18 protein-coding genes and 1 pseudogene are annotated in these 20,265 nt (G+C 41.7%); 13 read left to right on the top strand and 6 right to left on the bottom strand.

Annotated features, from left to right (window positions below; translation table 11 throughout):
• Window positions 1-181 precede the first annotated feature (181 nt).
• Window positions 182-289: pseudogene (locus IM319_RS21865) on the bottom strand (flagellar assembly protein H); the annotation flags it as partial.
• Between the two features lie 439 nt (window positions 290-728).
• Between IM319_RS21865 and hoxE the strand changes: the two are divergent.
• The 8 genes from hoxE to IM319_RS21905 all read left to right on the top strand — a co-directional run bounded on the left by hoxE (window position 729) and on the right by IM319_RS21905 (window position 8,137).
• Window positions 729-1,238 carry a bidirectional hydrogenase complex protein HoxE gene (gene hoxE, locus IM319_RS21870; RefSeq protein WP_286824782.1) on the top strand — a complete coding sequence of 170 codons (510 nt, stop codon included), beginning with the start codon at window positions 729-731 and terminating at the stop codon, window positions 1,236-1,238.
• Between the two features lie 28 nt (window positions 1,239-1,266).
• A complete protein-coding gene (locus IM319_RS21875) occupies window positions 1,267-2,874 on the top strand; it encodes a NuoF family protein (protein WP_287736910.1) in 1,608 nt (535 codons plus the stop codon).
• Between the two features lie 122 nt (window positions 2,875-2,996).
• Window positions 2,997-3,482: a Tic20 family protein gene (locus tag IM319_RS21880; protein WP_287736911.1), complete on the top strand. Its 486-nt coding sequence runs from the start codon at window positions 2,997-2,999 to the stop codon at window positions 3,480-3,482.
• Window positions 3,483-3,555: 73 nt separating this feature from the next.
• On the top strand, window positions 3,556-4,929 hold the full coding sequence (locus IM319_RS21885) for a gluconeogenesis factor YvcK family protein (RefSeq protein ID WP_287736912.1): 1,374 nt from the start codon (window positions 3,556-3,558) through the stop codon (window positions 4,927-4,929).
• A 173-nt stretch (window positions 4,930-5,102) separates the two neighbouring features.
• A complete protein-coding gene (psb34, locus tag IM319_RS21890; protein WP_002783665.1) occupies window positions 5,103-5,411 on the top strand; it encodes a photosystem II assembly protein Psb34 in 309 nt (102 codons plus the stop codon).
• A gap of 252 nt (window positions 5,412-5,663) precedes the next feature.
• Window positions 5,664-5,873 (top strand): DUF3134 family protein, encoded by a 210-nt coding sequence (locus tag IM319_RS21895; protein WP_287736913.1) that lies wholly within the window; start codon window positions 5,664-5,666, stop codon window positions 5,871-5,873.
• A gap of 22 nt (window positions 5,874-5,895) precedes the next feature.
• Window positions 5,896-7,056 carry a DUF1611 domain-containing protein gene (locus tag IM319_RS21900; RefSeq protein ID WP_287736915.1) on the top strand — a complete coding sequence of 387 codons (1,161 nt, stop codon included), beginning with the start codon at window positions 5,896-5,898 and terminating at the stop codon, window positions 7,054-7,056.
• A gap of 4 nt (window positions 7,057-7,060) precedes the next feature.
• Complete coding sequence (locus IM319_RS21905) at window positions 7,061-8,137, top strand: alanine/ornithine racemase family PLP-dependent enzyme (RefSeq protein ID WP_287736916.1); 1,077 nt, start codon at window positions 7,061-7,063, stop codon at window positions 8,135-8,137.
• Window positions 8,138-8,290: 153 nt separating this feature from the next.
• Here IM319_RS21905 and IM319_RS21910 read toward each other — a convergent pair whose 3' ends face one another.
• The 3 genes from IM319_RS21910 to IM319_RS21920 form a co-directional block, all read right to left on the bottom strand.
• Window positions 8,291-9,028, bottom strand: coding sequence for an ABC transporter ATP-binding protein (locus tag IM319_RS21910; RefSeq protein WP_287736918.1), 738 nt, complete (start codon window positions 9,026-9,028; stop codon window positions 8,291-8,293).
• A gap of 173 nt (window positions 9,029-9,201) precedes the next feature.
• Entirely contained in the window at window positions 9,202-9,426 is a 225-nt protein-coding gene (locus IM319_RS21915) for an indolepyruvate ferredoxin oxidoreductase subunit alpha (protein ID WP_286825919.1), read from the bottom strand.
• A 72-nt stretch (window positions 9,427-9,498) separates the two neighbouring features.
• Window positions 9,499-11,184 carry a glycosyltransferase gene (locus tag IM319_RS21920; RefSeq protein WP_287736920.1) on the bottom strand — a complete coding sequence of 562 codons (1,686 nt, stop codon included), beginning with the start codon at window positions 11,182-11,184 and terminating at the stop codon, window positions 9,499-9,501.
• Window positions 11,185-11,381: 197 nt separating this feature from the next.
• On the opposite strand from IM319_RS21920, the gene tyrS reads away from it, so the two are divergent.
• Window positions 11,382-12,599 (top strand): tyrosine--tRNA ligase, encoded by a 1,218-nt coding sequence (tyrS, locus tag IM319_RS21925; RefSeq protein WP_286825921.1) that lies wholly within the window; start codon window positions 11,382-11,384, stop codon window positions 12,597-12,599.
• Window positions 12,600-12,615: 16 nt separating this feature from the next.
• On the opposite strand, the gene IM319_RS21930 is transcribed toward tyrS, so the two are convergent.
• Window positions 12,616-12,852, bottom strand: a complete 237-nt coding sequence (locus tag IM319_RS21930; protein ID WP_287686486.1) for a ferredoxin-thioredoxin reductase variable chain — start codon at window positions 12,850-12,852, stop codon at window positions 12,616-12,618.
• Window positions 12,853-13,119: 267 nt separating this feature from the next.
• Here IM319_RS21930 and IM319_RS21935 point away from each other — a divergent pair, with 267 nt between their 5' ends.
• Window positions 13,120-13,950 carry a hypothetical protein gene (locus tag IM319_RS21935; protein ID WP_287736922.1) on the top strand — a complete coding sequence of 277 codons (831 nt, stop codon included), beginning with the start codon at window positions 13,120-13,122 and terminating at the stop codon, window positions 13,948-13,950.
• Window positions 13,951-13,956: 6 nt separating this feature from the next.
• Here IM319_RS21935 and IM319_RS21940 read toward each other — a convergent pair whose 3' ends face one another.
• Entirely contained in the window at window positions 13,957-14,847 is an 891-nt protein-coding gene (locus tag IM319_RS21940; RefSeq protein WP_287686482.1) for an alpha/beta fold hydrolase, read from the bottom strand.
• Window positions 14,848-15,104: 257 nt separating this feature from the next.
• On the opposite strand from IM319_RS21940, the gene IM319_RS21945 reads away from it, so the two are divergent.
• From IM319_RS21945 to ppk1, 3 genes are all read left to right on the top strand, one after another.
• Window positions 15,105-16,442 carry an AAA family ATPase gene (locus tag IM319_RS21945; RefSeq protein WP_287736924.1) on the top strand — a complete coding sequence of 446 codons (1,338 nt, stop codon included), beginning with the start codon at window positions 15,105-15,107 and terminating at the stop codon, window positions 16,440-16,442.
• On the top strand, window positions 16,439-17,284 hold the full coding sequence (locus IM319_RS21950) for a DUF4435 domain-containing protein (RefSeq protein ID WP_287736925.1): 846 nt from the start codon (window positions 16,439-16,441) through the stop codon (window positions 17,282-17,284). Before IM319_RS21945 ends, IM319_RS21950 begins: the two co-directional genes overlap by 4 nt.
• Before the next feature lie 362 nt (window positions 17,285-17,646).
• On the top strand, window positions 17,647-19,815 hold the full coding sequence (ppk1, locus tag IM319_RS21955) for a polyphosphate kinase 1 (RefSeq protein WP_287736926.1): 2,169 nt from the start codon (window positions 17,647-17,649) through the stop codon (window positions 19,813-19,815).
• The last annotated feature ends 450 nt before the right edge of the window (window positions 19,816-20,265 follow it).

The following is a 20,265-nucleotide window of genomic DNA, read 5'->3' on the forward strand; positions in this document are numbered from 1 at the left end:
GGGGGTTGGGGTGTGGGGTGTGGGGTGTGGGGTTTTACCCATTTTCAGGTGGTCAATTACCTAATTTTCAGGGAAAAAGTCCCTGAATTTTCCCCCCAATCACTCCAAGGGTCGGCACTTTTTGAGGGAAAAAAAGTCTAGAAACCTTGTTGGATAAGGTTTTTAGATTTATTCAGCAAACCCTATCTAAATAATCCATCAATTGAGGAAAAAATAACTCAATAAATTCGACAAAAAAGGTGGAGATTAACTCCTTAAATAAGCGATCATGGTCAATATTATTAGTCATGTAATATCATCTTAACTAATCTGAGTGATGAATGACTACTCTTCTCCATTGTATTCTGAAAAGTCGGTTTTGGCAACAGATTGTTATGACCTCACCCCCTTAACCTAGGAGGAGAGGGGGATGCTTCCCGCAAAAAACCCCACAGAAAACGGGTTTCTTCAAGAAACCCGTTTTCTAAATATATGAGATTGCTTCAGGGGGTTATAGTGTTGAGACAAGTGCAGCTTTTTACCCCATCTCCCCATCTCCTAATCCCTGACTGATAACTGATAACGGGTCACTGATAACTGAATATCCCCCAATAACTAAAGGAAAGATAAAGTTATCGATCGCCCTCCGGAGCCAGTGTCAGAATAAAAGCAGGGAGATGAGCAAGGAAAACCGACAACTCTCCATCTTTTTCCCGTCATCGCCCCTAAAATTTATTTGGTTCAGATTTATGCAAACTGCCAATCCTCGTCAAACGGAGAAAAAAGAGCATCCCAGTGGCGATAAACGCTTCAAAGTCCTCGACATCACCATGAAGCGAGCAGGATATAATCAATCAGCCCTGATTGAAGTCCTGCACAAAGCGCAAGAAGCCTTTGGATTCCTAGAAGAAGATGTTCTCCTCTACGTTGCCCGGGCGCTAAAACTGCCCCTCAGTCGCGTCTATGGGGTAGCAACCTTCTATCATCTCTTTTCCCTGAAACCGGCGGGAAAACACACCTGTATCGTCTGTATGGGGACAGCTTGTTATGTCAAAGGCAGCGGCAAAATCCTCGAAGACATCGAAAACAGCTTTGATATCAAAGTGGGAGAAACCACCGCCGATGGAGAAATTTCCCTAGGGTCGGCCCGTTGTATCGGGGCCTGTGGGATTGCGCCGGCCGTGGTCTTCGATGGAGTCGTGGCCCCTAAACAAGATTCAGAAACTGTCTTGGCGAAACTACAGAGTTTCTCCCAGTAATTTTTCACTCTAGTGGATTGAGAAGAATATGGACTTACAAGAATTATTGGCAGTGGCCGAGAAAGAAAAAGCTAGACAAAAAAGCATCCGGGTGCATTGTTGCACTTCCACCGGTTGCCAAGCCGCTAACTCCCTCCAAATCAAAAAAAACCTCGCCACTGCCGTCAAAGAGGCAGACCTAGAGGATAAAGTCGAAGTGGTCGGGGTCGGTTGTATGGGTTTTTGTGGTCGCGGTCCGTTGGTGGAAGTGGATCCCCAGGATCTCTTATACGAAGAAGTCACCCCGGAAAGTGCGGCCAGCATTGTTGAGGCCTTAAACGGCGGCAAAACCGAGGTGCAATTAGGGGACTCCAAACATCCCTTTTTCTCCCATCAGGTCAAAATTGTCCGGGAAAATAGCGGTAAAATCGATCCCGATCGCATTGAGGAATATATCGCCGTCGGTGGCTATCAATCTCTCTACAAGGCCCTCTACGAGATGACTCCGGCCCAGGTGGTGGAGGAAATCACCAAAAGCGGTTTGCGTGGCCGGGGTGGTGCGGGTTATCCCACTGGTTTAAAATGGGCGACGGTGGCTAAACAACCGGGTCAACAAAAATACGTTATCTGTAATGCGGATGAAGGCGACCCCGGGGCGTTTATGGACCGTAGTGTTTTGGAAAGTGACCCCCATTTAGTCCTGGAGGGAATGGCGATCGCTGCCTATGCCGTGGGGGCCGATCATGGTTATATCTATGTTAGAGCCGAATATCCTCTGGCGATCGATCGTCTGCAAAAAGCGATTAATCAGGCCAAAAAATTCGGTTTAATGGGTTCCCAAGTATTCGAGTCCACTTTCGATTTTAAGGTGGATATCCGCATCGGGGCGGGAGCTTTTGTCTGTGGAGAGGAAACCGCTCTCATCCATTCCATTGAAGGCGGCCGCGGCACTCCCCGCACCCGTCCCCCCTATCCGGCCCAATCGGGCCTCGATGGTTGTCCCACCCTGATTAATAACGTGGAGTCCTACGCTAATATCGCCGCTATTATCCGCGAGGGAGCCGCTTGGTACGCCAATATCGGTACGGCCACCAGTAAAGGGACAAAAATCTTCGCTTTAACGGGAAAAATCGGCAATAATGGGCTGATTGAAGTGCCAATGGGTATTACTCTCCGGGAAATTGTCGAGGAGATGGGGGGTGGTGTTCCCGATGGTCAGGTGAAAGCGGTGCAAACCGGCGGCCCCTCTGGGGGTTGTATTCCCGCTAATTTACTCGATACTCCCGTGGATTACGAATCCTTAGCCAAACTCGGTTCGATGATGGGATCCGGGGGTATGGTGGTCATGGATGATACTACCAGCATGGTGGAAGTGGCGAAATTCTATATGGAATTCTGTCGCGAGGAGTCCTGTGGTAAATGTATCCCCTGTCGCACGGGAACAGTACAAATGTTTGAATTATTGGCCAAAATTATCGACAGAAAGGCCGATATTCACGACCTCGAAAACTTAGAACATCTCTGTCAAATGGTTAAAGAAACCAGTCTTTGCGGTCTTGGTCAAAGCGCTCCCAATCCGATTTTAAGTACCCTACACTATTTTAAGGAGGAATATCTGGCTCTATTACAGGAAAGCAAGCACCCTGTCTCTGTTTGAGAATAACTCGATCGAGGCCGAACATTGTTAGGCCTCGATCGATTTCTTCGGTTACGGGAAGTCTGGTGGGCTGCCGGGTTATCTTGGAGAGAGTTAGCAGTAGTCTCAGGAGACAATAGATTATGACTTGGCGCGGCTCAACCGATACAAAAGATCGCATTTTTGCAGCTTTAGTATATCTTTTACCCTTATATTCGGCTTTTGCCTTCGGTATCTTTATCTTTCAGCAAATTCCTTTTTTAGGAGCGGCCTTAGCTATAGTTTTAACTCCCTTAGCTTTTCTCTATAGTTCTCTGGGAAGCTTTGGCAGTTTAATTATCTTTTTCGTCCTCTTTTTTGCCGTGGTACGCAATCCCCGCATCAGTCATTTTATCCGGTTTAACACCATGCAGGCGATTTTAATCGATATTTTGGTGTATTTATTGGGATTGGCCTTAGGTTTCGTCGCTAGGGGTTTAGGGGCGAATTTGGTGGTAGAAACTCTTTTTAATGTCGTCTTTTTGGGAGCATTTGCCACCTGTGTTTACAGCATTATACAGTCGGTTATCGGCAAATACGCCGATATTCCCACAATTTCCGAGGCAGCCTATTCCCAAGTGGGAGGTTAAGTCAGCTTGAGTTTGTCCCCTTTTTCGGCTACAGTCTCTCCAGAATCAATGCGTTCGCTGCCAGGCCACATCTATGAGTCCATTTAAACAGACCCTACGGGAACTCAACGCTCAGAAGGGGAAAATAGCCGCTTCCGTGGGCAGAAAAACGCCTAAACGGGTTAATCGTTGGTTTAAATGGCTTTCTCCCGGTCTTTTTGTCAAACGCTGGCTTTTAATCAGTTTAAGCGGCGTTTTTCTCACCTCCTTCGGTTTGGCTATTTGGGTAAAATTAACCCCGGTTAATCGCTTTTTAGAGTTTGTTTCCCAAGCATTAGAAACGATCGCCCGTTTGGTCCCCAATTCTGTTTCGGGGCCGCTGGCGGTTTTGTTGGGTGTCTTTTTGTTATTCTGGGGTCAGAGTCGCACCGTGGAAACGATTACAGAAGCACTACAACCGGACGCATCGGAGGAATTAGTCGATCGCCTACGCACCCATCGTCGTCTCCATCGCGGCCCGAAAATTGTGGCGATCGGTGGCGGTACGGGTTTATCGACGCTTTTACGGGGTTTAAAACAGTATAGTTCCAATATCACCGCTATTGTCACCGTAGCTGATGATGGCGGTTCTTCGGGCCGATTACGCCGGGAAATGGGCATTTTACCCCCGGGGGATATTCGCAATTGTATCGCCGCTTTGGCCGATGAGGAAAAGTTATTAACGGAATTGTTTCAATATCGCTTTCATACTGGGGATGGTTTATCAGGCCACAGTTTTGGTAATTTATTTATCAGCGCTATGACCGAGATTACCGGCGATCTGGAACAGGCGATCGATGCTAGTGCCAAAGTTTTGGCCATTCGCGGCAAAGTGCTACCTGCTACCCTTACCGATGTTAGTCTCTGGGCTAAGTTAGCCGATGGGCGCATTATTGAGGGAGAATCGAAGATAACCGAAGCTATGGGGCAAATTCGTCAGATTGGCTGTCATCCTGCCGATCCGGTCGCTTTACCGGCTGTTTTAGCGGCAATCAAGGAGGCAGATTATATTATCATCGGGCCGGGTAGTCTTTATACCAGTATTATCCCTAATTTGTTGGTTCCCGCAATTCGTCAGGCCCTAGCACGGGTGACAGTCCCCCGCATCTATGTTTGTAATATTATGACCCAGCCGGGGGAAACGGATAATTATTCGGTAGCCGATCATCTGCGAGCGATCGAAGAAGTCTGCGAAGAACGCATTGTTGATGCGGTTTTAGCCCAAAAAACTGCACCATCGCCCCAATCCCTACAATTATACGCCCAAGAGCATAGTCATCCTGTGTTTTTAGATCGCGAGGAAGTGGGAAAAATGGGTTATCGCATTGTTTTAGCGAATGTAATGGCAGAAGATGAAGTTACTGCCAAAGTTCGTCACGATCCCCAACGTTTAGCCCGAGTTTTATGGCGTTGGTATGCTAAAAAGTGAATAGCGAGTTGACTAAATGTTTTGATCTAGCTTTGTCAAGTTATAAAATAGTATTTTTTGCTTTAATTTGCCGACATTAGCCAAATTTGCTGATTAAAGCCCTAGGAAAAAATTAGCCTAAAAACCATTTCGCCTTATTCTGTGTTATACTCAGATTTTCAAGAGAGATGACCATGCACTACTCTACTAAATCTAATCAAGAGACAGGTGCGACAGTCTATTCCCCAAGCGATGGAAGTGAATTAATTCCTGCTGAGGTTAAACTAGATATAAACGGGCAAAACTATCAATCACTTAATATACCTCTCCCAGAGGGCTATACAGTAGATGATGAAGGAATCATCAATAACTATGGTAGCGAACCCAAGATTTATCTATCAAAATACCCATCTTTAGAACAGCAAAAATGGTATATTTTGCAAGGATTAGGGGCGGTTTTGTTGGTTGCTTTGGTGTTATTAATCACCTTTTCGGTTAGCTAGATAAAAACCGTAGGATTGACATTTGAGTTGAGTCAGACAAGAAAACTTTAATTTACACCATAGAGTCTGCATCCCAAGTATCGGGAGCATATATTGGAACCGACTCTATCTATCTGTCCAAATAGTAAATCTGACAGCTGAACTTTTTTACTTTGCTACACTTGACAATTTTTTTCAGTTTTTTGTGGATTTCTTCGTGATCAACAATAGAACAACCAATAGAGATAACTTCTCACAGGAAATTAAACAGGTATGAAAATTAATCCTTCTATTAGTCAAGAACCTCGCTATCAGGCAATTCCTGTTATGCCGATAACTTCCAAAGAAACCCTTCTCCATTGGTTAGAACGCACAGGAAGATTAAAATTACGTCAATCTGATGCTCATCCCGATTCGCAAATTTTAGAAGAACTAGACGATATTATCGATCCAGATAATTATGCTATAGAAGAAGAGGAATAAATAGTCTTACTGGGAGTTAGGAGTGAAATTTCAATTATCTAATATTCAGGAGATTAAGAAAGTGGTATCAACGAAAAAAACGGCTTTAATTTACTGTGAAAATCAATTTGGACGTGTGGACGGAAAAACGGCAGCTGGCTTGATCCGACAATCAGAAATATATACAATTGTTGGTGTGCTGGATAGTTCCTTAGCAGGAAAAGATGCGGGAGAAGCATTAGGAGACAAAAAAAATCATATTCCCATTTTTGCTAATTTACAAACAGCCTTAGAAAAACTTAGAGATGTTCCCAATTGTTATATCTACGGCAAAGCACCCTTAGAAGCGTTTATTCCTCCCCTAGAAAGGCTGCTAATTTTAGAAGCAATGGCACAAGGAATGGATATTATTAATGGTTTGCATCAATTCTTCTCCGAGGATTTAGAATTTAGGGAGCAAGCTAGTCAGTATGGTGTGCAAATTACAGACATTCGTAAACCACCACAATTAGCTGATCTTCATGTATTTACTGGGCAAATTTCCCAAGTAAATATACCCGTTATTGCCTTTTTAGGAACCGATTGTGCTTGCGGAAAAATGACCACTGCGGTAGCAGTTAATCAAACTCTCCAAGGCTTGGGTATTAAGTCTGTCTTAGTCGCTACTGGACAAACTAGCTTGATGCAGGGAGCAAGATATGGGGTTTCGATCGATGCTTTGGTTTCTCAATTTGTCATCGGTGAAATTGAAAATGCTGTGGTTCAAGCTTTTGAGCAAGAAAAACCCGATATTATTTTAGTGGAAGGACAAAGTTCTCTGAGTCATCCTGCTTTTATGAGTTCCGTGGGAATTTTGAAAGGAAGTATGCCCGATGGGGTTATTTTACAACATCCCCCAGCCCGAAAATTTCGCTGTGATTTTCCTCATTTAGCTATGGCAAAATTACAGGAAGAAATTTCACTAATTGAGGCAATTTCTCCCACTAAAGTTATCGCTATTGCGATTAATCACGAAAATCTCACTGCAGCAGCCACTGAGCGTATTATTGCCAAATATGAGCGAGATTTTCAGTTACCGACTACTGATGTTTTGTTACACGGATGTGAGAAATTAGTCCAAGCTTTATGCGATCGCTTTCCGAAATTAAACCGGAAAATCAAAGGGGAAATTTTAGCTGCAATTCCCGCAATTGGGAGCAAATAGGCTGATGAAAGACATTTTACCGAGAATCGAGATTTCTCTCCCGAAAATACGCCATAATGCTCGTTTACTCTGCCAATTCTACGGCAACAAGGGACTTTCTGTGATGGGAGTTTCCAAAGCGATTTTGGGTGATCCCTCGATCGCCTTGGCGATGATTCAAGGTGGAGTCAACTTTATCGCTGACTCTCGAATCGAAAATATTCTCAAAATGAAACAAGCAGGAATAGTGACAACTTTTGTTCTGTTGCGTACTGCCTTGAGTCAAGCAGAATCAGTGGTTAACATTGCAGATATCAGCTTAAATACCGAATTAGCAACAATTCAGGAACTTTCCTATTATGCTCAAGAAAAGCAAAAAATACACCGCATTATTATCATGACGGAGTTAGGGGATTTACGCGAAGGTGTACTGCCGAAAGATCTCGTCAAGTTCATCAAAAAAACCCTCGCTTTTCCCTTTATCAAAATTATTGGACTGGGTTGTAATTTGGCTTGTTATGGAGGTATTAAACCTGATAACCATAATATGAGCAAATTATCTGTGTTAACAGATACAATTGAGCAGGAATTTTTTATAAAATTACCGATTATTTCAGGAGGCAATTCTGCTAACTATCAATGGTATCAAAAAAGTAGCGAAGTTGGTCGGATTAATAATCTGCGTTTAGGAGAATCAATTTTATTAGGTTGTGAAACAGTTAATCGACAACTGATACCAGGCTTATATACCGATGCTTTTCGGTTAATTGCTGAAGTAATCGAATCCAAAGATAAACCATCTCTACCCTCTGGAGAAATTGGTCGAGACGCTTTTGGTAATGTTCCAGGCTTTATCGATCAAGGCATTCACCGTCGAGTTATTATTGCATTAGGAAGACAGGATATTCTTATCTCTGGATTACAAACAAGTCAGGATATAAAAATATTAGGTTCTAGTAGCGATCATCTAGTTCTTGATAGTCATAACAAGAGGTTAAAAGTAGGAAGCGAAGTCAGTTTTAATCTTGATTACGGAGGACTTTTAACCGCCATGACTTCTCCTTTTATTACTAAAAGTTATGCTCTCAATGCAGTAGCATAACTGTCTTGATCGATTAATAAATATCAACAGATATATTTAGGGGTTGCTGGCTTATCACCTTGACATCAGCGCCGTAGAGATTTGTACTCAATTACTATCCTATCGCTAAATTCTGGGAAGAAATCAAAATCCCCCTAAATCCTTAACAAATTCCTAAACATCTCGTTTGGCCCCATGATCAGCCGCCCCGAGGTATAATTCCCCTACTTTCGGGTTATTGAGTAAATCTTGACCCGATCCCTGAAAACGATCTTGACCACTTTCTAAAACATAACCTCGATCGGACATCATTAGGGCTTTTTTGGCATTCTGTTCCACTAAAATAATTGCAGTTCCCGTCTGATTAATTGCTTTTATCTGCTCAAAAACGCTGGTTACTAAAATAGGAGATAAAGCTGCCGAAGGTTCATCGAGAATTAATAAATCTGGCTGCAACATCAGCGCTCTTCCCATGGCTAACATCTGTCTTTCTCCTCCGGATAAAGTGCCAGCTTTCTGACGACGGCGCTCGAGCAAACGGGGAAACATCGCATAAATGCGCTCTTTTAAAGATTTTATATTTCCTTTGCTCGTAAAAGCTCCCATTTCAAGGTTTTCTTCAATGCTCAGGGATGGAAAAACATTAGCAATTTGGGGAACATAACCCATTCCGAGGGGAACGATTTGATTAGATTTCCAACCGGCGATATTTTGTCCCTTAAAAGTGATAGTTCCAGCACTGGGTTTTAATAAACCAAAAATCGTCTTAGCGAGGGTAGATTTTCCCGCACCATTGGGACCGATAACCGTGACTAATTCCCTCGGTGCAATGCGAAAGTTAACCCCTTGCAATATGTATAAATCCTGCACATAACCAGCATAAACTTGTTCAACTTCTAAAAGATAATCCATGGTAAAGTAAAAAGGAGATAGGAGAGAGTAATATGAATTATGAATTATGAATTATGAATTCGGAAGTGGGGAAGTGGGGAAGTGGGGAGCATTTTCAGTGAACAGTAATCAGTGAACTGAAAACTCACATCTGATCACTGATCACTGATAACTGATAACTGATAACTGATAAATTAGGGAGTTTTTTGTAAATCGGGACGTTCTTCTGGCAGAATTGCACCTTCGACGGGGCATACTTGTAGACAGATACCACAGTCGATACAAGTGGCAAAATCAATCCAATACCAATCGGTTCCTTTAACATTTTTACCTGGTCCGGGATGGATGCAAGCAACAGGACAAGCGGAAACGCAATCGGCAACCCCTTCACAAGTTTCAGTGACGATCGAATGTGGCACAGTGTTTTCTCCTCTAATTCTTAACATTACTTTACCACTTTTAGGCGCGTTCGGAAACTTTACCTTAATTCCCTAAAATATTGGCAGTTTTTTCTTGATCTTAGCAAGAAGTAAAATAGAAGTTTTCGATAGGGTTTTTACTATTCCCTTACGGGAGGACAAATAGTTAATTTCTTCCTGTAATTTCTGATTATTTTTCTGGAGATAGTTATGATTATTATCTAATTCTTTTAGGGATATTCCCATCCCTTGCATAGTATGATAATCTTGCTGTTGTTTGAGATACATTATCTGTTGTGCTTCCTGTAATTTTCTTAACTCTAACCAGACTTGATTCTGACTTGATTCCTTAGTTTCACTGAGCGCATACCAGAGAAAATCAGTGATTTCTCCCGCTATTTTTTGATTAACTTCAAAAACCTCGATAATATCAATTTTTTCGCTGGAAATTTTGGGGTATAACTTTCTTAAATCTTGGGCAATATCAGAGGAAAAAGCGATGATTCTAGAAGCGGATAAAATTGCATAGTGTTTTTCTAAATCTACTGGTAAATTGCCGTTTTCTTCTGGGAATTCATCAGCAAGAAAAAGTAGAGAAGGAGTGTTGAAGGGACTGGTATAAAAAGTGGAAATAAATAAATTTGCCTGTAGGCGATCGCAAATAGCTTGAATTTTTCTGGCATCCTTTCCCGTACAATTATAATCGTAGGATTCCGCAGGCCAATATTTAAATTCTTCCCATCTTGGTGCGGTGTTATTTCTATCTAAAATAACAATGTGTTGACTAAATTCTAATTGACTCCAATGCTCTAGAATTGAAGACCAAACCCTGGCTAATTTTCCTTGATCGATTTGAAAGATCACGCCATCAATAACAATAATTGGGCATCTCTTCTGGGAGATAGCTTGAATTGTTTGCAATTTTTCTCGCTCATCTTCCTGTAAAATTATGCCTAAATCTTCCATCTTAACCAGATTTGTTTTAATTTCTATATCCTTAATGTCTGGGTGAGGAATTTCATAGATTTTACACACTTGATAATGTTCCTGTAATGCTTGACCATTACTGCCATGTTCTAAACCTTGCAGATTTAAATAATATAACCCTAAAATCTCAGGAATTAAAGCCATTTTTTTGCCTTGAATGCCGATTCTTAACCAAAATTCGTAATCACCAGCACAGCGAAAATTTTCCTGAAAATAACCATATTTATCGTGCAGCATTTTTCGCCACATTGGTTGAGAACCCACACAACAACCTTGACGCATCTGTTGATAGGAGTAATTTGGCCAATTCCAATGTTTTAAAGCTGGGGTGGTGGCAAAAGTGTCATTTTTGAGGGTGGTAATTAATTGATCGGCATAAACCAAGCTAATCTCTCTATTGTTATCTAGATAATTAGCCATAATTTCCAGAGCATTAAAACAGCGACGATCATCAGTATTCCCATTGGTGATATAGGAACCCCTAGCTAGTTTAATAGCACGATTCCAAGCGCGGTAGAGGGTTTCTCGTTCTCTAGTCCTCTGGTAAATAATATTAGGATAATTTTCTTGAAACTCTTGGATAATCTCCCCTTCATTCTCCGGAGAAGCACTATCGATAATAATAATTTCTACTTCTCCCTTTTGATAAAGAGTTTGAGTAACTAAATCCTCTAGACAACCCCAGATAAACTCCGCTGATTTATAGGTAGAAACAATTACAGAAACTTTGATACTCTGCACTGGTATAGAGTTATTAAAACTAGGATTCATCGGCTTATCTGATCGCAATTCAAGACAGGGAAATTTTTTGATAATTTTGAAAAAGAAGATTTTAAGACTCTATATTTGATCGGGAGAATTGTCAAGATGTTATCGACTCCTATTGAAGATACCAGTTTATTTACCTTTGGCTTGTTACTTGACATAATAAAAAACTATAATGGGAAGGCTGTGGAAAATGAGCAACAATGACCGTATCTTCCTCCCTAGACTGGCTAACCCGTGGAACCAGTGACCTATTCCCCCATCAACCCGACTCCCAAGATCCTAGGGAAAATTTAACCCAACTACTGCAAACTACCGATCGCCCTTTAAGAATTAAACTAGGTATTGACCCCACTGGCAGCGATATTCATCTAGGTCATAGTATCCCTTTTCGGAAACTGCGTGCTTTCCAGGATGCCGGTCATGTAGCAGTGGTTATTATTGGTGATTTTACCGCTAGAATCGGGGATCCGACCGGAAAATCGGAAGTTAGAAAACAATTGACGAGCGAAGAAGTGAGAGCCAATGCCGAGAATTATCTGGCACAATTGCGCCCAATTTTAGATTTTAACACGCCTAATCGCCTAGAAATTCGCTATAACTCGGAATGGTTGCGGAAATTAGACCTATCGCAAATTCTCGAACTTCTCTCCACCATGACCGTCGGGCAAATGTTGGCAAAAGAAGGCTTTTCCGAACGCTACGACCAGGAAAACCCGATTTTTCTCCATGAATTTCTCTATCCCTTAATGCAGGGTTATGATTCCGTAGCTGTCGAGGCCGATGTCGAATTGGGAGGAACTGATCAAAAATTTAATATTGCCGTCGGTCGTGATTTGCAGAAATATTTCGGTAAAAAACCGCAATTCGGGCTACTTTTACCGATTTTAATCGGAACCGATGGCAGTCAAAAAATGTCCAAATCCCTGAATAATTATGTGGGATTGCGGGAATCGGCCCTGTCCATGTACTCGAAACTGGAAAAAACCCCCGACGCTTTGTTAAAAGATTATTACGAACTATTGACAAATTTGCCCTTAGATGCTATGCAGAGTAATCCGCGAGAGGCACAAAAACAACTGGCGATCGAGGTAGTTGCCCAGTTTCACGGAGAAGAGGAGGCATTAAAAGCACAAAAAACGGCGCAGGAGATAGTTCTACAGGGAAATACGGCAGCAGCTGCTTCTGTACCCGAATTTTCCCTAGCAGCGGTCACTTTTCCCCTGAAATTATTCTATCTTCTCTCAGCCACCGGCTTGTGTAAAAGTAGCGGTGAAGGGAGAAGACAGATTCAGGGGGGCGCGGTGAGAATCGATAGTGAGAAAATCACCGATGTGGACAAAAGTTTTGAGACAGCCGAAGCTTTAACGGGAAAAGTCCTACAGGTGGGCAAAAATAAATTTATTCGCTTCGTAGCTTAAATAGGCGAAAAAGTCCCTATTCGGCGGCTTTTTCCCGGATTTCTAACTCAAAATCTCGAAAATGGGCTTTAAACTTTTTACTGAACTCGACGAGGACGGGTAGGTTGGCGCTAACCGGTCTACCACGCCATTCGGTGACAATCCCTTTCACCTCTCCCTCTAGTCCTTTCACGTCAAAAGGAGCTGATTTATGTTCAGGATGGTGATAAACTACCACAGACTCAATTACACGAACTTGATCGCCAACTTTCATAAACTCTCTAGCGAAGACAAACGCCTATTTATTGTATCTTTGAAGACAATCTTATCATTGTACGCTATATCAGGGAACGGGGAACTGAAAACTCTTAAGATTGAAACCTAGAGCCTGAGCTTTGACGATACTTTTGTTCGTAAGCAGCAATACTGGTAGGAACATAAGCGTCACCTGTTGTGCAAGGCTGAGGGCTGAGGGCTCAAAAACTGATAACTGCTCACTGATTTGATAGCATGGGGGAAAACCTATAGAGAGTGAAGCGGTATGAGTGACTATAAAGATTCTTCTTCCATGCGCTATTTCTTGGCAGGATTAAAACCCTTTGCCCAACCTTTATTTTGGCTACCGTTAGGAATATTTTCCTTGGCTCTAATTGCTTTGTGGGTATATCAACAGAATCCTGAATGGTTGGGTTCGGTATTAGATACCCCAGGAATGTCCTTGGAGGAGCGGGAAATCCGGGCTAACCAGATTACCGATACTCCTCTCCCCACTACTGTACCATTGCCGGCCATTCCTGCTCATAATAATACCGCTCGCCCGAACAAACCGGCCTCGACGCAGCCTTTTGACCCTTTAAATACTAATCCCGATAACAACCAGAAACCCTCTTTATTCACCCCGTTAATGCCGCAGACTAAGCAAAATCAGCCACCGAAGGCTAGTAAAAGTCTGCAACCGATTCAAGTGCGACCGATTAGTGGCGACACTAGCAATTATCCTTTACAAAGGGAAATCGAAAATCGCTCGCGGACTGCTAACTTGAATAATTCTCCTAATCTCACCCCCGGGTCCAACCCGAATCAAGTCAACCCCCAGGGAAATTATTCCCCTGAGCAACAAAATGTTCCACCCCCATCCTCGTGGAATAATGCCAACCCTAACCCGGTCTCTGGCTCTAGTAACCAATCCAATTATTATCAACCTCCTGTATATCAGGCCCCCGTCTACGGCAGTCAACCTAACGTCACTGGTTATCCCAATCAGGGAATGCCACCTAACAATAATGGCACCCCCAATCAAGTCCCACCTCAAAGTATTAACCGGGGTTTCTCCATCCAACAACCCATTAATTCCAGGCCTTCTGGTTACTAGAGGAACTTAGATTTGAGCTTGTAGGAAGTCTAATAAAATCGGATTAACTATTTCTGGGGCTTCATCCTGGGGACAGTGGCCTAAACCGGCTAAGGGGATAAACTGTTTTACTGTCGGGAATCGTGCTAATTCTTGGCCCAAGGCCAAGGGTTCCCAGGGATCTTCGCTACCCCAAAGCAGAATAGCCCGACAGGGGAGAATCGGCAGCAGGTCTTCCGGCAGTGGGCCGCCAGAATAACCGGTAAAAGCGAGGAAAACCTCGATCGCTCCCTGATCTCTGGCGGGTTTTAAGATTATTTCTACTAATTCCTCCGTTACCGCTTCCGAGCGCCGATAAGCTTGCAGGAGAATTTTACGCACTGTCTGGGGTTTAGCGATCTGTTGGAAGAAAAAAGCTCCAATTGCTTTATTTTTGAGAATTATTTGGGCAATATCCGCCCCGAAACGACGATACCAGGGTAATTTACCCCGTTTTCTTTCGTGCAGTAGTCTGAGGGAACAATTAATCGCCGCCACCCCAAGGACAAAATCGGGATGATCGACGGCAGCCTGCATAATGGCCACACAACCGATAGAATTACCCGCCAAAAAAGCAGGACCCCCCACCACTTCCCGACAAAAATCGGCAATTTGCGCCCCCCAAGTCTCGAAAGTGTAATCGATCTCGTTTTTCGGTTCGGGTTTGTCGGAACCGCCAAAACCAATTAAATCTAGGGCAAAACAGCGACATTTTTCGCCTAAAACGGGGATATTTTTCCGCCAATGTCCCCAAGATGCCCCAAATCCATGCACAAGCACGATCGCTGGCCCTGTCTCCCCCGCACTTTGATAGGTGATTTTGAATCCCCGCCAATACCAGATTTTTGGTTGTGTCTCTAATCCTAGAATTTGCTGCATATTTTTGTTTATCTATAAAGCATTTGTTGCTTTTCTTAATATATACTGTCAGGTTAAGTGGCGGCTAGGAGAAGGGACTGGGTTGTTAAAGTTCGATCGGGAGTTAATCATACTATTAAAAAGGGATTTGGTATAATACAGTGTCTAGAGGCGTTTTTTGACAATGTCTGCCAAAATTTCTAGCTTCAACGCCTCGATCCTCTCAAGTTATGAGTAGTAGAGTGCGTCTAAGTTTAATCGCTTGCTCCCGGGAAATTATGAGAATTAAACAAATTACAGTTAAGCATCTTTTTGGCATATTTGACCATACAATTAATCTCAATATGGAGGAAAGAATAACTATTATTCATGGTAAAAATGGCTTTGGGAAAACCTCAATACTGCAATTGGTCAATGGTTTTTTTAACTTAAAGTATTCAGACATAAGAGCTATTCCTTTTCAAAAATTTACTATAATTTTTGACGATAAAAGCTTTGTGGATGTTGTCAAAGCTTCCACCAGTAAGAATAAAAAAAGTAATGCAAGACCAAAGATTAATTTTAATTTTACTTCCTCCGATCAAAAAGAAGAACCGACTTTTTCTCCTAATTTACCAGACGGGAAAACAATCTCTTTCCCTCTCAGCATGATAGATGATGTCATACCCGGTTTAGATAGAGTTGGAGCAGAAAAATGGATATATACCCCCACAGAAGAAATTCTCGATCTAGAAGATATTGATGAACGATTTGGAGAATATTTAACCAAGCAATTCCAGAAAGAATATAAAGAATATCCTGATTGGTTAAAGAAAATTCTAGACTCTATTAATGTTCGTTTTATTGAATCACAACGTCTATTAGATATTTCCAATAGTGCCAAAATTGGCAGAACTATAAGGATGCCGATGACATTGTACTCTGTGGCCAGCTATTCTGAAGATTTAGCAGAAAATATTCAAACTAAATTAGCAGAGTATGGACAACTATCTCAAACTTTAGACCGAACCTTTCCGGCGAGAGTTGTACAAAAAAAGGAATCATTGACCGATGATGAACTAAGGGAAAAAATTGATCAACTTGAAAGGGAAAGAAATAAATTAATTAGCGCAGGACTGTTGAAAAAAGATGAAGATTCTAACTTTCAAGTTAAAGATAGTATTGATGATAGCACCAGAAAATTATTATCGGTTTATATTGAGGATGTAGAGAGAAAGCTCAATGTATTCGATGACATTTATCCTAAAGTAGAGCTATTTAAAAATATAATTAATAAAAAATATTCTTTCAAAAGTGTTACTATTGATCAAGGCAAAGGATTTATCTTTACTACCGAGGAAGGGGAGGTTTTATCGCCAACAGATTTATCTTCTGGGGAACAGCACGAATTAGTAATTTTATATGAATTGTTATTTAAAGTTAAACCTAATACTTTGATCTTAATTGATGAACCAGAAATGTCACTTCATATTTCATGGCAGCAGGAATTTTTAAAAGACTTACAGGAAATTACGAAACTTTCTGAGTTAGATATTTTGATGGCTACCCATTCTCCTGATATTATTAATGATCGTTGGGATTTGACAGTTGAATTAGAGAAACCAAAACAAAAATGAAAGATCAGATAACACCTGACAGAATTGCTAATAGCATTCGTTTACTACGCAGCGATCATGAGGGAGTTTTTTTAATTGTTGAAGGTCATAGTGATAAACTTATTTATGAGCGATTAGTAAACAAGCAAGAGGTTAGGGTGACAATTGCTTCTGGTAAAAATAATGCTATCAAAGCATTATCCATCTTAGAAAAAGAAGACAATTTTCGTCGAGTTGTTGCTGTTATAGATGCAGATTTTTCGAGAATAGAACAGCAAATTCCCGACAGTAATAATCTCTTTTTGACTGATGAACATGATTTAGAAATGATGTTAATTAAATCTGCCGCTTTCGATAAATTATTAAAAGAACGACGAAGTGAAGAAAAAATTAAAGCTTTTACCGAAGATATTAGAGAAACTTTACTAAAGTTAGGGCAGGAAATTGGTAAATTAAGATGGCTATCTCTTAGGAATAAGTTAGATTTAAAGTTTGAAGGATTAAATTTTAAGAATTTTATTGACAAAGAGAAGCTGTCAATAAATATTGACGAATTAATTAGAAGTATCAAAAATAATTCTCAGAAACTGTCCTTAGATGAACAGCAAATTAAACAGGATTTATCGGTAATTAGCGATGAAAATCATGATCCGTGGCAGCTATGTTGTGGACACGATTTTATCGACATTTTAGCGATCGCACTCTGTAAAGTTTTAGGTACATGGAATGCTAATGATGTTAAAACAGAAGTCTTAGAAAGAGAATTAAGATTAGCTTATGAGTTATCTTATTTTTATCAAACACAAATATATCAACTAATGGTCAATTGGCAATCTAATCATCATCCTGATCAAATATTCTGATTCGGATTATTGCCTTACGTTTGAGATGATAGATTTAACCAATCGGCTCGACTTTGTGTTATAATCAAAGCAAGGCTTTAAAGACGATATTCTCAGCAAATTATGCCTATTCTTCTTCCTTGCACTCTAATTTCACCGAAAGATTAATTTAACCTTGAGCGGCCGGGATTGATTTCTTAACCTTTTAATAAATTGATTTTTTCCCCGGTCAGGCTAGAATCAGTAGGATTAGCATCCAAGATAATCGGGGTAACTTTGGTTAATCTGGGGCAATATAGCCTAAAAAACGCCCAAAATAGTCAAATTTAGGCTTAAGTGGCTTCTTTCTAACTGTTCAATCTACTATTTGGATATTAGACTCTATGACTAAAGCTCCTACCGTAACTTCCGAAATCGATCTTAAAGATTCGCAATATTACTTTAACCGAGAATTAAGCTGGTTAGAATTTAATCATCGCGTGCTTCATGAGGCACTTGATCCTCGGACTCCCCTACTAGAAAGATTAAAATTTACCGCCATTTTTTGTGCCAATCTCGACGAATTTTTTATGGTACGGGTGGCAGTTCTTAAACAACAGGTAGAGGCAAATGTAGCCGTTTTAAGTGCCGATGGCAGGACTGCCTCGGAACAGCTAACCGAGATAAGTAAGTGTCTGCGTCCCCTTGTCCAGCAACAGGATCACCTTTTTGAATACACCCTGAAAAATCTGTTAGTAGAACAGGGAATTCATCTGATTAACTATGTGGATTTACATCAAGAACAGCGCAATTATCTCCATGATTACTTTGAACAAAATATTTTCCCCGTTTTAACTCCCCTTGCGGTGGATCCTAGTCATCCTTTTCCCTATATTTCTAATCTTAGTCTCAATTTAGCCGTAGTCGTTCGCGATCCCGACACCGATAAAGAACTATTTGCCAGGGTGAAAGTACCGCAGGTTTTCCCCCGTTTTCTGGCATTATCCAAAGAATTACGCCACCAAGACGGAAAAGCTTCGATTTGGACTGGAGTACCGCTCGAACAGGTGGTAATGCACAATTTAGAGGCACTTTTCCCCGGCATGATCATTCAAGAATGTTATCCTTTTCGGGTGACGCGCAACGCCGATATCTCCGTCGAAGAAGATGAGGCCGATGATTTATTATTAGCGATCGAGGAAGAAGTACGCAAGCGCGGCATCGGTAAATCGGCAGTACGTCTGGAAATTCACAGTTCTACCCCTAGCAATATTAAAAACCGGATCATGCGCGATCTGGGACTTAAGGAGATCGATGTTTACGATGTGGATGGACTGCTGGGACACAAAGATTTATTTTATTTTATGTCTTTACCCTGTCCCGAACTGAAAGATCCGCCTTGGAATTCTGTCACCCCACCGGTTTTACAGGGATTGCGAGAAATAGTTGACGGTAACGAAGACGGGATACTAGAACAGGATGGCGAAGATATTTTTACTTTAATTCGCAATAACGATATTCTCGTTCATCACCCTTACCATTCCTTTAGTGCCTCAGTACAACAGTTTATCGCCCAGGCTGCCCATGATGCCCATGTTTTAGCGATTAAAATGACTTTGTATCGCACTTCCGGAGATTCCCCGATTGTCAATTCCCTGATTGCAGCGGCGGAAAATGGTAAACAGGTAGCGGCGTTAGTGGAGCTAAAAGCTCGCTTTGATGAGGAAAATAACATTACTTGGGCGAAAAAGCTCGAACAAGCCGGAGTTCACGTTGTTTATGGCTTAGTTGGTCTCAAAACCCATACGAAAGTGGTTCTCGTGGTCAGAAAAGAAGGGGATAAAATCCGTCGTTATTTCCATATTGGCACGGGTAATTATAACCCAAAAACGGCTAAATTATACACTGATTTAGGCCTACTTAGCTGTCGCGAGGATTTAGGGGCAGATATCACCGATTTATTTAACTTTCTGACCGGATACTCCCGTCAGCAATCCTACCGCAAACTTTTAATTGCCCCGGTGAGTTTGCGAAAACGGATGTTAGCAATGATCGATCGCGAGGTCAAAAACTGTAAAAATGGCGGTACGGGGCGCATTGTCGCAAAAATGAACTCTCTTGTCGATAAACCGATTATAGAAGCCTTATACGCTGCTTCTCGTGCTGGCGTGCAGATTGACTTAATTATTCGTGGGATCTGTTGTTTACGGCCCGGATTGCCGGAAGTGAGCGAAAATATCCGAGTAATTAGCATTATCGGCCGCTTTTTGGAACATTCCCGCATTTTTTACTTCTACAATGGTGGTCAGGAGGAGGTTTATATTGGTAGCGCCGATTGGATGACGCGGAACCTGACTCGTCGCGTGGAAGCAGTGACACCCATCGATGAACCAGCGATCGCCAAGGAACTGGAAGAAATTCTCGGTATCATGTTGTCAGATAACCGGCAAGCATGGGAATTACAATCCGACGGCAGTTATATTCAGCGTCGCGCTGCCAACCAGGGACAGGAAAGCAGTACCCATGTAATTTTAATGGAAAAAGCCCTTAAATCTGCGGGTATTAGTCAATAGGAACAGTTATCAGTTATCAGTTATCAGTTATCAGTTATCAGTTATCAGTTATCAGTTATCAGTTATCAGTTATCAGTTATCAGTTATCAGTTATCAGTTATCAGTTATCAGTTATCAGTTATCAGTAGTCAGGAGACAGGAGACAGGAGACAGGAGACAGGAGACAGGAGATTATTTTTATTTATACTTCCCACACCCTACACCCCACACCCCACACCCTACACCCCACACCCTACACCCCACACCCCACACCCTACCCCCACCGAAAAACTTTTTGCCGCAAACCCTAAGTAATCCGTGATCAGATGTGATAGTTAGTAAAAGTATAGTCAAATATAGACAGACTGAATTCCATTTCAGAAATTCCCTTCACTTTTACTTCGAGAGATTGATTCTCCTTGGGTGAACTACGCACCTCTCTATCCCATAGCGGTTAAACGCATTTGGGAA

The organism is Microcystis sp. M113S1, assembly GCF_020246945.1.
GTDB lineage: Bacteria > Cyanobacteriota > Cyanobacteriia > Cyanobacteriales > Microcystaceae > Microcystis.

Excerpts from the sequence above, each read along its gene's own strand:
- IM319_RS21930 (WP_287686486.1), bottom strand. The coding sequence starts at position 12,852 with ATGAAAGTTGGCGATCAAGTTCGTGTAATTGAGTCTGTGGTAGTTTAT.
- IM319_RS21920 (WP_287736920.1), bottom strand. The coding sequence starts at position 11,184 with ATGAATCCTAGTTTTAATAACTCTATACCAGTGCAGAGTATCAAAGTT.
- IM319_RS21905 (WP_287736916.1), top strand. The coding sequence starts at position 7,061 with ATGAAAGACATTTTACCGAGAATCGAGATTTCTCTCCCGAAAATACGC.
- IM319_RS21885 (WP_287736912.1), top strand. The coding sequence starts at position 3,556 with ATGAGTCCATTTAAACAGACCCTACGGGAACTCAACGCTCAGAAGGGG.
- hoxE (WP_286824782.1), top strand. The coding sequence starts at position 729 with ATGCAAACTGCCAATCCTCGTCAAACGGAGAAAAAAGAGCATCCCAGT.
- IM319_RS21880 (WP_287736911.1), top strand. The coding sequence starts at position 2,997 with ATGACTTGGCGCGGCTCAACCGATACAAAAGATCGCATTTTTGCAGCT.
- tyrS (WP_286825921.1), top strand. The coding sequence starts at position 11,382 with ATGACCGTATCTTCCTCCCTAGACTGGCTAACCCGTGGAACCAGTGAC.
- IM319_RS21875 (WP_287736910.1), top strand. The coding sequence starts at position 1,267 with ATGGACTTACAAGAATTATTGGCAGTGGCCGAGAAAGAAAAAGCTAGA.
- psb34 (WP_002783665.1), top strand. The coding sequence starts at position 5,103 with ATGCACTACTCTACTAAATCTAATCAAGAGACAGGTGCGACAGTCTAT.
- IM319_RS21950 (WP_287736925.1), top strand. The coding sequence starts at position 16,439 with ATGAAAGATCAGATAACACCTGACAGAATTGCTAATAGCATTCGTTTA.
- IM319_RS21940 (WP_287686482.1), bottom strand. The coding sequence starts at position 14,847 with ATGCAGCAAATTCTAGGATTAGAGACACAACCAAAAATCTGGTATTGG.
- IM319_RS21895 (WP_287736913.1), top strand. The coding sequence starts at position 5,664 with ATGAAAATTAATCCTTCTATTAGTCAAGAACCTCGCTATCAGGCAATT.
- IM319_RS21935 (WP_287736922.1), top strand. The coding sequence starts at position 13,120 with ATGAGTGACTATAAAGATTCTTCTTCCATGCGCTATTTCTTGGCAGGA.
- IM319_RS21945 (WP_287736924.1), top strand. The coding sequence starts at position 15,105 with ATGAGAATTAAACAAATTACAGTTAAGCATCTTTTTGGCATATTTGAC.
- IM319_RS21910 (WP_287736918.1), bottom strand. The coding sequence starts at position 9,028 with ATGGATTATCTTTTAGAAGTTGAACAAGTTTATGCTGGTTATGTGCAG.
- ppk1 (WP_287736926.1), top strand. The coding sequence starts at position 17,647 with ATGACTAAAGCTCCTACCGTAACTTCCGAAATCGATCTTAAAGATTCG.